Annotated in this window: 11 protein-coding genes; 3 read left to right on the top strand and 8 right to left on the bottom strand. The window is 43.6% G+C overall.

Translation table 11 applies throughout. The features are described from left to right. Positions 1-6: 6 nt before the first annotated feature. Positions 7-891, top strand: coding sequence for a LysR family transcriptional regulator (locus tag R7E29_RS00055; protein ID WP_005377338.1), 885 nt, complete (start codon positions 7-9; stop codon positions 889-891). A gap of 115 nt (positions 892-1,006) precedes the next feature. Here the strand turns inward: R7E29_RS00055 and R7E29_RS00050 are convergent, their stop codons facing one another. Beyond that, the gene (locus R7E29_RS00050) at positions 1,007-1,912 is read right to left on the bottom strand and encodes a TIGR03571 family LLM class oxidoreductase (protein WP_054577008.1); all 906 of its coding nucleotides are present in this window, start codon (positions 1,910-1,912) and stop codon (positions 1,007-1,009) included. 132 nt (positions 1,913-2,044) lie between these two features. Beyond that, positions 2,045-2,950, bottom strand: a complete 906-nt coding sequence (locus tag R7E29_RS00045; protein ID WP_005377343.1) for a LysR family transcriptional regulator — start codon at positions 2,948-2,950, stop codon at positions 2,045-2,047. Positions 2,951-3,062: 112 nt separating this feature from the next. On the opposite strand from R7E29_RS00045, the gene dkgB reads away from it, so the two are divergent. Next, positions 3,063-3,863, top strand: a complete 801-nt coding sequence (gene dkgB, locus R7E29_RS00040) for a 2,5-didehydrogluconate reductase DkgB (RefSeq protein ID WP_053304418.1) — start codon at positions 3,063-3,065, stop codon at positions 3,861-3,863. Between the two features lie 198 nt (positions 3,864-4,061). On the opposite strand, the gene R7E29_RS00035 is transcribed toward dkgB, so the two are convergent. The 6 genes from R7E29_RS00035 to R7E29_RS00010 form a co-directional block, all read right to left on the bottom strand. Further along, positions 4,062-4,754, bottom strand: a complete 693-nt coding sequence (locus R7E29_RS00035) for an SDR family oxidoreductase (protein WP_054577009.1) — start codon at positions 4,752-4,754, stop codon at positions 4,062-4,064. Between the two features lie 106 nt (positions 4,755-4,860). Then, positions 4,861-5,559, bottom strand: coding sequence for an IclR family transcriptional regulator (locus R7E29_RS00030; RefSeq protein ID WP_017635969.1), 699 nt, complete (start codon positions 5,557-5,559; stop codon positions 4,861-4,863). Positions 5,560-5,646: 87 nt separating this feature from the next. Next, entirely contained in the window at positions 5,647-7,617 is a 1,971-nt protein-coding gene (locus tag R7E29_RS00025) for a diguanylate cyclase domain-containing protein (protein WP_054577010.1), read from the bottom strand. Positions 7,618-7,804: 187 nt separating this feature from the next. Beyond that, positions 7,805-8,158 carry a DUF2750 domain-containing protein gene (locus R7E29_RS00020; RefSeq protein ID WP_005377352.1) on the bottom strand — a complete coding sequence of 118 codons (354 nt, stop codon included), beginning with the start codon at positions 8,156-8,158 and terminating at the stop codon, positions 7,805-7,807. Positions 8,159-8,333: 175 nt separating this feature from the next. Further along, positions 8,334-8,948, bottom strand: coding sequence for an OmpA family protein (locus R7E29_RS00015; RefSeq protein WP_005377354.1), 615 nt, complete (start codon positions 8,946-8,948; stop codon positions 8,334-8,336). 2 nt (positions 8,949-8,950) lie between these two features. Then, on the bottom strand, positions 8,951-10,261 hold the full coding sequence (locus R7E29_RS00010; RefSeq protein ID WP_017635971.1) for a TolC family outer membrane protein: 1,311 nt from the start codon (positions 10,259-10,261) through the stop codon (positions 8,951-8,953). A gap of 400 nt (positions 10,262-10,661) precedes the next feature. Between R7E29_RS00010 and R7E29_RS00005 the strand changes: the two genes are divergently transcribed. Beyond that, the coding region (locus R7E29_RS00005; protein ID WP_318082367.1) for a tandem-95 repeat protein at positions 10,662-12,832 on the top strand (2,171 nt) is incomplete at its 3' end.

Genomic DNA, 12,832 nt, shown 5'->3' with positions numbered 1-12,832 from the left:
GATGAAATGTTAACCCGATCAGATGAATTAGAGATTCTCATGGCAGTTGTGGATAGTGGTGGATTTTCTTCCGCTGCTGATGCACTAGGTATTCAAGTCGCTAGGGTATCTCGTGCGGTTAGTAAAGTTGAATCACAGCTGGGGGTAACCTTGCTGAATCGCACGACGCGCAGAGTGGAAGTTACTGAGGAAGGGCATCAGTTTGTTGAAGCGGTTCGCTTAGGTTTACTACAAATACAGCAAGCTGAAGAAGAGATCATCACACGAGGTGAATTACCCAAGGGGCGCTTAAGAGTTGATGCCGCTAGCCCATTTGTTTTACATCAACTCGTGCCGTTAATTCAGCCATTTAAAGAGGCTTATCCTGATATTCAACTCGATCTTACCTCTAATGAGGGTTTTGTGGATCTATTGGAAAAAAGAACCGATGTGGCGATACGTATTGGACGATTATCGGATTCAACACTGCATGCTAAACCTTTAGGAACAAGCCCACTATTTATCGTTGCCACGCCTGGTTATTTATCTAAACGAGGTTTCCCTGAAGCGGTGAGCGATTTGCGCAGTCATAACTTGATCGGTTTTTCTGGCGCTAAAGTGTTAAATCAGTGGCCATTACGAGGGTTTGAGATGATAGAGCCTGATATCCTATCCAGCAGTGGTGAAACGGTTAGACAGTTAGTGCTGGCAGGGAACGGCATTGCATGTTTATCTGGCTTTATGGTGAAAGATGATCTTGATTCTGGACGGTTAGTGGCATTGTTTGAATCGGAAAAAATCACAAATACTGGACGAGAACAGGTCAATGCTGTGTTCTACAAATCTTCTTCAGTCTCTAAACGTATTTCCGCGTTCATCGACTTTATTCAACCAAGACTTACTTTAAAATAACACTATTATTGTTGTTTTAATAAAAGAGTTTTGTTGTTATTGCAGCTTTTGTTTTTTCAACTGCCAAGCCTAGCGTGCCACCCCTTAGTAAGGTGGCACATATTTTTATTTGATCTTAGTTAAAGCGTGGCAACACGTACTGAGCGATCTGTTCCATTGATTTCTCAATTGGTTGGCTATTACGACGGAAATGCAACCCGATGTGATTGACTCCTGCTTCTTGCATTTTTTCTAGCTCATCGCTCAAGCCATTGACTCCGGCCCGGATACCAAAATGATGCCGAACGACTGGTGCATTTGGGTTATCGACTAAATCAAGATGAATAAAGCTGGCGTAGGGTTTGTTTCCCGCTACGGAGCGCCAAAGTGCAACGCGGTGTTCATGATCATCAGGTGTGCCTGGGTAGGCGAGCCAGCCGTCTAGGTTTTCTCCTATCCATTGTGGACTTTGCTGCGCTAACCCTGCGACATAGATAGGAATATCAGCAAACTCGGGTAATAACTGTAGATCGTTACCCAGCTTATCATTTTGCGTATCTTTCAAAATCTCTACACTTTCTCGAAAAGCCGAGCCACGGCTGTCAAAGTTAGCGTTAAAAACGGGATATTCACTAGGACGGTCTCCACTAGCCACACCGAGTATCAGGCGGTCACCACTTAACTCGTTGATGGTCGCAGCGGCTTTTTTTACTAGCCAAGGTTGTCTTAACGGTAATACTATCGCTGCTGTCCCTAGTAGAATGTTGTCGGTGCACGCAGAGAGATAGCCAAGATAACTGAACGGTTCATAAATTTGTGCCGCGTCTCCAAAGTTAGGGTCGTACAACGGGACATCTCTCACCCACACTACGTTAAAGCCTAACTTATCGGCTAACATAATACGCTGTTTATGTGCACTCATGTCTGGTACGCCGAATGGTTTTCGTTGGAGCAGGCGTTTTGTCTGGCCTTCTTGGGTCCAGTCATTATCTAGGGGGAGCTCAACACCGATGGTGAATCTGTTACTTAAATCTTTATGCATTATGAAGCCTGACTATTACTTTGAGTACTAGGAGGCAAGGTGCCTCCCTGATATTCAGGACACTATGAGATTTTTGTTGTGAGAAAAAGCGGCAAAAAGACAAAAGTGTTTTGCCACAAACAGCGGTGGTCTTTAAAGGAACTGGTGGTTCTCTACCTTGATTTCTTGCTTGATGAAGTCAATAAAAGAGCTGATCCGGCGTGAGGTACTGGCATTTTTGTAATACACCGCATGAACGGGCTGTTCGACATTATGCGTGTGTTCACTAAGCACGCCCACTAAGCGACCAGCTTGTCGGTCAGAGTAGGTCATAAAGTCAGACAGGCAAGCTATCCCCGCACCATGTAAGGCTAAACATCTTAGCGTCTCGCCATTATCAGATCTTAGGCTACTCATAATACGCAGAAGTTTGTTCTTATCATCCATGATCGGCCATTCCTTAAGATACTCCGGCTTGTTGAACCCAAGTAGCTTGTGATTGAGTAACTGATCTATTGAGGTTGGAGTACCATGTTGTCTTAAATACTCTGGACTCGCGACGATTCGAATCCGACTTTTACCAAGAAATATCGCGCGCATGGTTGAGTTTTGTAGCTCACCGATACGAAAAGCAATATCGGTTTTTGTTCCCAAAAGGCTAATATTTTCCTCATTGGAATTGAGATCGATTTCGACTTCTGGATACAAGCTCTGATATTTAGCAATGTGCGGCGTTAGTACGTGCAGTAAGAAGGGGGTAGCTGCGTTTATTCGTAGGAGGCCAGAAGGCTTATATTTCTGGCTTTTCAGTTGTGCTTCGGCATTCTCTACTGCTTCTACAATATGTCTGACTTTATCGAGGTATATCGTTCCTTCATTAGTAACATCTAACTTACGGGTTGTGCGATTTAACAAAGTCGTTTCGAGTTTGGCTTCTAGCCGAGATACCGATCGACTCACCGCCGAGACGGTCATCGATAACAGTTCAGCCGCAGAGCTGATTGAACCCGTATCGACCACGGCCATAAAGGTGCGCATTTCATCTAGAGTAGCTTTCATTGTTGAATATATTTCAAATTAGATTTGAGTATTGTTAACTTTACGGAAAGTTTCTTGCGGCGTAAAGTTTTGCTTCGAATCAACTATAAAATCGATAAGTCAGGAGATTTAGATGAAAGTACCATCATTTGGCGTCGGCACGTTTCGTTTAGAGGGTGAAGTAGTTAAGGATTCAGTCCGTAATGCGTTAGAAGTGGGTTACCGCGTAATTGATACTGCACAGATTTACGGTAATGAGGCAGAAATCGGTGAAGTATTGACACAGTCCGGTATTGCACGTGATGAGCTATTCATTACGACCAAGATCTGGGTTGATAACATGAACACGGAACAACTCATTCCAAGTCTAAAAGAGAGCTTAGAAAAGCTAAATACAGATTATGTGGATTTGACCTTGATCCACTGGCCTGGCAATAACAATAACTTGAACGAATACATGGCTTCATTACTTGAAGCTAAATCGCAAGGCTTAACCCGTAATATTGGCGTATCCAACTTTAATATTGACTTGTTGCAACAAGCGATAGAAGTGGTCGGTAAAGAGAATATTGTTACTAACCAAATCGAGCTTAGCCCTTATTTGCAAAATCGTAAGTTGGTCAGCTTCATGCAGGAAAACGATATTCAGGTAACGTCTTACATGACCTTGGCATATGGGAAAGTACTTGGGGACCCAACTATTGCAGGTATTGCTGAGGACTATCAGGCCACGCCAGCTCAAGTCGCGCTTGCTTGGGCTTTGTCAAAAGGTTACGCGGTGATCCCGTCTTCAACTAAACGAGAGAATTTAGCAAGTAACCTGAAAGCACTTGAACTTAATCTGAGTGAAGAGGCGATTGCAAAGATAGATGCGTTGGAAAGAAATGGCCGCGAAGTAAACCCTGAAGGGCTAGCGCCTGAGTGGGATGATTGAGTGAGTTTCACAGGAAATCATTGCCTAAATGACACCTCTGCAATCGCTGACTTCCTCAGCGTTTGACGGTAGTACAACACCATAGACGATAACGGCTCGCTTGTCTGACGATAGTGCGAGCTTTTATCTTTTTGGCCTATTAGTTTACTGTATTCTCCCGGCCTTCAATTTGGCCGGGAGACGTCATTTAGAGAACAGTTACCATTCGATTGTAGAGCCATCAAATACGCGGAAGCTTCCGGATTGCTCAAGTGTTAGCTGTTCTGCGACCGAAACAATGCCTGCAACACTTTCCTCGGCAGAAAAGGTTGCGTCCTCACCGCCCATATCGGTTTTTACCCAGCCGGGATGAACTGCGACAGTTTTTACTCCTTGCGATTCGAGATTGCGTGCTGCTGATACTAGAACCTGATTAAGCGCTGCTTTAGATGCTCGATAACTGTACATGTTACCTGAACTGTTATCGCTTAAACTCGCAACTCGGGTTGAGATTCCCACGATGGTTTTGTGCTGACTTTTCGCAACGTTGTCTTGTAGGGCTTGAATTAGCAGGGCAGGTGCGACGGTATTTATGTTTAGTACTTCTAGCCATTTTTTCTGGGTCATTTCGCCAAGCTTTGCACACTCTTCGCCTAATACACCTGCATTAAGAATTAAATGATCGAGCGGACGATCCGCTAATTGAGTGGCTAACTGATCGATATCTTGTTGGTTAGTGACGTCTAGAGCCATCAGTTGAAGTTGATTGGGTTGGGTTACTAGTTCATTGAGCTGCTTAGCATTTTCTGGTGAACGACAAGTTGCGATAACTTGCCAACCTTTTCCAAGGTAGTGGCGGACAAATTGCAAGCCTAAGCCACGGTTAGCGCCAGTGATTAATACAGTAGACATCGCTTCTCCTACGTTGTTGAGTTGAACAACGACTATATTAGAGGCGACGTATAAGCATGTAATCAAAACAGTACAAAAATGGCCTAGGATTCGACATTGTCAAATCTTAAAGTTTGAGAAAGATGCTGGCAAAGTGTTTTAGCCTAGTGACCGTCAGTTCGGAGGCAGCACCGCTAACACCTGCAACAGCAACGACTTTACCATCCAAGTAAAGGGGGATCGCTAAGCAATTGAGGTTTGGCTCTGCCTCTTCTAAATCGAGTGCGTAACCTGATAATACAACCTGATTAAGTTCAGTTTCTAACGTGGGGGATATTTGGCTTTCAAGGCGCAATGTTCGGCGAAGCTCATCATCAAAACTAAGAAAAACCTTGCCGATCGCAGATGTTGTGAGTCCTTCTCGTTTCCCTCTCGGGCTACGGATAGTAAGAGGGTTATCCTGCTCTATAGCATCGATATACAAGTACTCTTTAGCGCCACTTTGTACAGCGAGGTAAGCAGTGTTGTTAGTCATTTGGGCCATTTTTTTCAGCAATGGAACAAAATGTTGTCGGATAGCTTCGTTTTTTTGTTCAATCGGCTTAGACAGTTCATAGCATCTAAACCCTAGGCTGTAGCTATGGTTGTGTTTGGATACATATCCAAGAGAGTGTAGAGTCGCAAGTAACCCGTGAACAGTCGTCTTATTTAACTGGATCGCATTACTGATCGTCTGTAATGATAGGGGAGACTCACTCATCGAGAGCAACTCGAGGATTAGAAAACCTCGCTCTAGAGACTGAATGTTTTTTCTTGCCTTGGGCACAAAGACTCCTTGATGATGGTGTTGCATCTGAATGTCTTACTGATGCTTCCACCTATAACAAACCACTACGCTGGTGGTTTGGTTTTATTAGAGAATATACTCAGCACTTAAACTCATCGGCTCGTTGTATGCATCCACAAGGGAGTTTTTTCCTTGCTTCTTAGCATTGTATAACGCTTGGTCTAATATCGAATAGAGCTCATCAAAGTTGGTGAGTGGCATTGAGGTTGATAGATAGGCCAGACTCGCAGATATATTCAATTGATGGTTATTAAGCGAATGTACACTCTTTTCTGAAATTGTTTTATGCAGACTTTGTATTCTAAAGGGAACGTCAATCTCATCGACGTTTTTCAATAGCAAGATAAACTCTTCTCCACCTAAACGACCCAAGTACTCTCCCTTATTAAGTTTAGCTTTAAGCGCTTTGCATACCTGTTGTAGTACTAAGTCGCCAGTCGGATGACCATACTGATCATTAATCGCCTTAAAGTCATCTAGATCGATTAATGCTAGAACGTAGCGGAAGTCTCCTTCCGCTTTGGAGGTGTGGCTTTTAATCGTCTCTATAATTGCCGCTCTGTTTAATGCACACGTTAAGCTGTCTATTTTGGCTTTTAAGCGTGTTTGTCGCTGAACCATCAATGCCAGAGCGAGGAGAATCAATAAACAGAAAACAACAAAATTATAAGTGCGTTGTTGGTCTGTGAGTTTTTCAAACTGGTACTGACTTAGAAGAGTTTCGTTGTTCAACTGCGCGACTTGTAGATCATATTCATACTCTTTTTTAGTGAGATCTAGTGCCTCTAACGCCTTGATATTACTCGCGTCTCGGTTCGTTAGTTCAATCGTCGAGTAGGCCTTGTGATGCTCCAGCGCCTTTTTGTAATCATTTTGAGCTTGGTATGCTTTTGAGAGGAGTAATTGGGCTTGCGCTTGCAATAAGGGCCTAGCGTTTTTTACCGCTAATCTTAACGCAATTGTACCGTGTTCAATCGATTTTTCGGGTGTATGGTTCTTTAAATATGCCAATCCAGCAGCCAAATGACCCTCTGTTTCAAGGTGCGTATTCTCATAAGTTTGGGCAATGTTTAATGCTCTTCCAATGTAATCTACCGCGGTATCCAATTGCCCAGAATCGGCCAAAGCAGCAGATAACCCTAAATAGGTCAACCCTTGCCCGTATGGATAATGAAGTTGTTCGAGAATCGTTAATGCATTTTTGTAGTGGCTGATGGACTTATCGAGTTCTTTGGATTTTCTGTACATCGCTCCTAGACTATGTTCGACTTGCGCAACTTCAAGAGGTGTCCCTTCATCTTGGCGAACCAGTAAGGCTTGAATGAGATATTGCTCTGATTGTTCAAATTGCCCCAGCTCTGCAAGTAAATTGCCGATGTCATTGTAAATCCCTGAAGGATCGCTTTGCGTCGACATGTTGGCCATCAACTGTCGATACAAACTTAAGGCTTTTTCATAGTCACCACGGTAATTGTAGTTATTTGCTACCACGCGCAAAGCAAGATCAACAGGGAAGTTTTCTTGATGCTTATGATTTAAGTGGCTCTCTATGGATGAGCAATAAAAGTTTGCTTTGTGATAACGACCTTGTTGATTCAGCGTATAACAAAGTTGATAGTTCATCAGAGCCTTGCCTTCGGAATCGGATATTTTCTTCATTGTCTGTCGCAAAGAAGAAAAGCTATCTACTGAGGCCTCGTAACTACCATGCTTACGTTCATTTAAGGCAAGAATATATTCTGATTCTAATTGAGAAAAATGGTTGTCTAAGACTTGACTGCTGCCGTAGTAAGGCTGATTTATGTTTGACATATATTCATAAATCAATCCACTTACGTAGAGCTTTTCGCTGTCCGATTTCGCTGTATGGTAGCGATCTTGAAGCATGCTCAATGCCGACTCAGGGTTGCTTCGTAGTGTGGTTTGGTAGACAGAGTGCCACTGTGTGATATTTTGGTTTGGTTCAATATCTTGAGTGTCGCTTGCATATACTGGAGTGAGCAAAAGTGACGCAAGCAAGGGATAGAGCACGCGCATGTTTAAACGAGCCTTTAATTTAAGGTGCCTTTAAAGTTGAGTTATCATAGCGCTTTTAACGCATCAGCGTTGTGATTAAGTTGGGTGTACTAAGAAAAAGAGTAGTAAAACTATGCACTTGGTCGAGATATTGAAAGAAGAGGCATAAAAAAGAAAGACCTCAACATAAAGTTGAGGTCAGAAATCTTTAATCAATGTAAAGCTTTGCTAGATCTTGAGGCTCCATTTCTTTGCCTTCTAACTGATCGTTCCAGTTAGTTCCAACAAGAACACCATCTTCAGCAAGAGTCAAAAGCCAATCTTCAACAAAGATATCTAATGGGATTTCTAGTACAGTAAAATCTGCCCATTCTTCAACATTATGTGCTTCTGCATCTTCTTTAGAAGACCAGAAAGGCATGACTTCGCTGTTTTCGAATTCAGTTGAATCGCAAGATAGCCAACCTTCTTCATTGCGTAAACCCCAAACCAATTGGTTTTCTTTCGTTTCTGCAACAAAAAGGTCAAGGTTCGCTTGGATATCTGATGTAAGTTTGCTCATTTCAAAACTCTCGTTGTTATGACGTGGCTAGAGTAACACTAAAGTGCCGATTCCTAAAGCATAATACGGTTGTCGAAATGAGTAAAAATAAAGGAGCCGAAGCTCCTTTTCTGAGGTTAAGTATTCACTCGTTTTTGTTTGCTTTGTGCTTGCAGAGCAAACAAAAACAGGTACTTTACCTTTCTGGAAGAGTTGTGAATATTGTCCATTCTCTTTTTATCTCGCCTTTGTAACCAACGACTGATGCGGTTACTCGACGATTTAAAGCATGGCTGACTTCATCGGTCCCTTGCTGTGCTAAGTGAGTGTCACCAAAACCAACAATGCGGACTCTACTCGGTTCGATGTCGTAGCTTAGTAGGGCTTCACGGACATTGCGTGCTCGTCTTTCAGAAAGATCTTGGTTATGCTTTGAACCACCAACTTTACTAGCATAGCCGTGCAGCTCTATCGAAGTAGTAGGGTACTCTTTTAAAAAGTCGGAAAGCTCTCGGACTTGTCTTCTGAAGACTGGATTGATCTCATCAGAGTCGTTAGCAAAAAGTATCCGCACTTGCATGTTATCTGATGCTTTAATGTATTCTCCACAACCGTCGTTGTCGACCTCTGAGCCTTCAGGTGTACCTGGGCACATATCTCGAGCATTGATGACACCATCGTTATCGTCATCTTGCAAATCTGCTATTTGTTCTGCATTTGGTACAGGACGATACTCATATTCGTCTTCAGCAACAACGTGTTGAGTGATGGCGAGCATACCCAATGCAAATAGAATCTTCACTGGTTTCATGATCAGTACTCCACCTTTTCATTCCATTCTGTAGGTACATCGACACGCAAGGCATTTAACAATTGGCCAGTCGCGTTCATAACGCGGTACTTGGCGTACTGCTCTGAGTATCGAGCATCCAAGTAGTTCTTTCTCGCTTCGAAAAGTTCGTTTTCAGTATTTAACAAGTCCAGCAGAGTGCGTTTTCCAATGCGATACTGCTTTTCGTAGGCGATGACAGTTTCTGAGGCCGAATCTACGTGATCCGCTAGGAACTCTTTTTGTTGAAGTGTTAAATCTAACGCACTCCAAGATAGACGAAGACCTTCTTCTACTTGGCGGTATGCACGTTCTCTTAGGTCTTTTGCTTTATTTAGTTGGTAGGCAAAACTTTCAGCGTTGGCTACGTCACTACCACCGTTAAAGAGGTTGTAACGCATACGTAACATTGCTGTTGTCTCTTCGCTGCTTCCTTCGATACCGCTTGCATCATCACGCCATGTTTGAGCCGCTTCTACCGATATCGTTGGGTAGTAAGTTCCCTTAGATTGCTTGTATTGGAACTTTGCAGAGTCCACATCAGCTACCGAAATTTTGATTACTGGATGTGACTCGAATGCCAAGTCAATCGCTTCATCGATGGTGTAGGGAATAAAGTTTTGGTCCGCTCTTGGGAAAATCAATCCTTGTGGTGACTGTCCGACAAGGCGTGTAAAGGTGGTGTGGCTGTCATATAAGTTGTTCTGAGCTGCCACCAAGTTACCATGAGCCTTTGCTAAACGAGCCTCTACCTGGGTTAGGTCTGCTGTAGAACCGATACCTGAGTTAACTCGCTTTTTAATGTCTTCATAGATCTTCTTATGCACTTTCAAGTTATTCTCGGAAAGTGTAAGAATTTCATAAGCTTTTACTGAGTCTAAATAAACTTTCGCGACCTCTAGAGCGGTGTCTTGGGCATCAGCTAGAAGTTGATAACGGACCGATTCAGCATCAGCTGCTGTTCGATCCATATCATTAAGTGTCGCTGAGCCATCCCATATTAGCTGGGTTAGTGTCACGGTGGCTTCTTTTCTTGTCAGATCGGTTGAATCTCGCCCTGACTCTGCGGGTTTGATTCCTTCGTAACCGATACCGGCATCTAAGTCTACGGATGGGAGGTAAGCACCACCAGATGCTTCATTCACATACTGCTTGCTAACGAATTCATTGAACGCACTTTTGATGTCAGGATTGGTTTTTAATGTGTTTTCAACCGCTTGCTCTAGCGTTTGCCCAAAAGCATGACTAGCGGTGAACATACCAATACAAAAGGCGTTGGCACGAGTCCACTTCACTGTGATTCTCCTAGATAATGGTAAAAATTCTCGAGGTGATAGGGCTTATAAGTGGAATACTTATAAGGGCGTCAATAATTTAGCGCACAATAACATTAATATGCGATGAAGTAACCTGTTGATTCGCTGTTCATTTGTTTCAATTTTGATAAATCAACCTACTAAATCTGCCTAAAACTTGAATTAAGATCTCAAATTAAAGATGGAGGTAATGGCTAGAAACGAGTGTCCAGATTTTAATAAAATAAAACACTTATGCGTCTGGATTCTTATTGATGTATGACACATAATTACTTCATTGAGCATCAAATTGCTGTTATTGCACTATATATTCGGGCAATATATAGCAAATTAGTATTATTAGTCAAAAACTTGACAGTTATTTAGGGTTAAGGTTTATATGGATCGTACAGCATTAGTGCCACTCGGTAATCAAGTCGTCGTAATAGGTTTGGATGGGCAGCTGAGAGTCCTTGCAGAAGGACAGCAGCCTCTACCAGGTGAAGTGATAGTGGCAATGACAGATGCTGCGCCTCAAGACCTGAAAATTCAGCTTGCTCAAGAGCAAGGTTTAAAAGATATTTCAGACGATGTAGCACAGATTATTAGTGCTATTGAGCAAGGTCAAGACCCTTCTGCTATTGATGAAGAACTCGCACCTGCAGCGGGTGAAAATAGTGGCTCCAGTTTGCAAAATAGTGCCACGATTGTACGAGATGGTACTGAAGTGCTAGCCTCAACAAACTTTGAAACTATTGGCTTAGAATCCCTCGGCTTATCTGAAACTCAAGCGTTGACCTTAAATGATTTCTTCACAACAGGTATCGAGACAAGTGGGGATGGCTCAAGTAAGCCACTTACTAATTCTCCAGTGACATTAAGCGCTGTTGAGGAAGATAGCGATCCAATCACGATAACTACTGAAGAATTACTATCGAACGTCAATATTGATGATGCCGATACTCTTGTCATTACAAACGTCACTATTGAGAGTGGGAATGGCACCTTAATTGATAACAGCGATGGATCTTGGACTTACATTCCAGAGGCTGACGATGACACTGAAGTGTCATTCTCCTATGACATTATTGATAACGATGGCGGTGTTATTAATGGCACTGCTAACTTAGATATTACGCCTGTTAATGACGCGCCAATAGCAACTAATGATGCGATTCAAACTGACGAGGATTCCCAGGTTGTAATTGATGTGCTCGCTAACGACAGTGATATTGAAGGTGATGATTTAATCATTACCTCTGCTTCTGTACCAGAAGAGCAAGGTATCGTTGAGATTATCGATGGTAAGCTTGTTTTCACTCCGGCTGAAAATTTCAACGGTAATGCAACGATTAGCTACACCATCTCAGATGGTGAGTTAGAGGATGAAGCTCAAGTTTTGGTAACAGTAAACTCAGTTAACGATGCGCCTATTGCCTCTAATGATACAACAATTACAGAGGAAGATAGCTCAGTAACGATTGATGTCCTGCCAAACGATACTGACATCGATGGTGATGCATTACGTATTGACTCGGCATCTGTGCCGAGTGACCAAGGGACAGTTGAAATTGTTGACGGCAAATTGGTCTTCACACCAGCTGAGAACTTCAATGGTGATGCCGAAATCACTTACACCGTCACCGATGGTGCACTGACCGACCAAGCGACGGTCAACGTCACCGTAAATGCGGTGAACGACACGCCTGTGGTTGAAAGTAGCATTGCAGACCAAACCTTGGCGGAAGATTTCACGCCATACAGCATCGATCTGAATACCGCTTTCAGCGATGTGGATAACGTGGATAGTGAGTTAACGTTTAGCGTTTCTGGCAACAGCAACATTCAAGTGGCGATCGTCAATGGCATTGCTACGTTCACTCCAACCGCAGACTGGAACGGCTCAGAAGCGTTGACCTTTACGGCTACCGATCCAAGCGGCGAAAGCGTTAGCCAAACGGTGAATTTCACAGTTGCGCCTGTGGCGGACATCGTGGCAGACAAAGCGACGGTTGTGGAAGACACGCCAACCATCATCAAGGTCTTAGGTAACGACACGTTCGAAGGCGACGACAAAGTGGTGTCGCTGGATACCAATAACGGTCCAGCCAACGGCACGGTCTCGGTCAACCTGGACGGCAGCGTCACTTACACGCCAAACGACAACTACCACGGAACAGACAGCTTCACCTACATCGTTACCTCCGGTGGGGTATCGGAGTCCACCACAGTGAACGTCGATGTCACGCCAGTGAACGATGCGCCAGTGGCGACCAATGACACGGCGATTACTGACGAAGACACGCCAGTCACGATTGATGTCCTGCCAAACGACACCGATATTGATGGTGATACGCTGTCTATCCAATCAGCGTCTGTGCCTGAAACACAAGGTACAGTCGAAATTATTGACGGCAAATTGGTGTTCACACCGGCTGAGAACTTCCATGGTGATGCTGAAATCACTTACACCGTTACCGATGGTTCACTGACCGACCAAGCGACGGTCAACGTCACCGTGAATGCGGTGAACGACACGCCTGTGGTTGAAAGCAACATTGCAGACCAAAC

It is taken from the genome of Vibrio sp. Vb1729 (genome assembly GCF_033338655.1).
GTDB classification, from domain to species: Bacteria; Pseudomonadota; Gammaproteobacteria; order Enterobacterales; family Vibrionaceae; genus Vibrio; species Vibrio alginolyticus.
The sequence above is the reverse complement of the archived record's forward strand: the minus strand, read 5'-3'. Positions and strand labels throughout refer to the sequence as shown.

What these genes read in the sequence shown, in the direction of transcription:
- R7E29_RS00020 (WP_005377352.1), bottom strand. Translation starts at nt 8,158, where the DNA reads ATGAGCAAACTTACATCAGATATCCAAGCGAACCTTGACCTTTTTGTT.
- R7E29_RS00045 (WP_005377343.1), bottom strand. Translation starts at nt 2,950, where the DNA reads ATGAAAGCTACTCTAGATGAAATGCGCACCTTTATGGCCGTGGTCGAT.
- R7E29_RS00050 (WP_054577008.1), bottom strand. Translation starts at nt 1,912, where the DNA reads ATGCATAAAGATTTAAGTAACAGATTCACCATCGGTGTTGAGCTCCCC.
- dkgB (WP_053304418.1), top strand. Translation starts at nt 3,063, where the DNA reads ATGAAAGTACCATCATTTGGCGTCGGCACGTTTCGTTTAGAGGGTGAA.
- R7E29_RS00055 (WP_005377338.1), top strand. Translation starts at nt 7, where the DNA reads ATGTTAACCCGATCAGATGAATTAGAGATTCTCATGGCAGTTGTGGAT.
- R7E29_RS00015 (WP_005377354.1), bottom strand. Translation starts at nt 8,948, where the DNA reads ATGAAACCAGTGAAGATTCTATTTGCATTGGGTATGCTCGCCATCACT.
- R7E29_RS00035 (WP_054577009.1), bottom strand. Translation starts at nt 4,754, where the DNA reads ATGTCTACTGTATTAATCACTGGCGCTAACCGTGGCTTAGGCTTGCAA.
- R7E29_RS00025 (WP_054577010.1), bottom strand. Translation starts at nt 7,617, where the DNA reads ATGCGCGTGCTCTATCCCTTGCTTGCGTCACTTTTGCTCACTCCAGTA.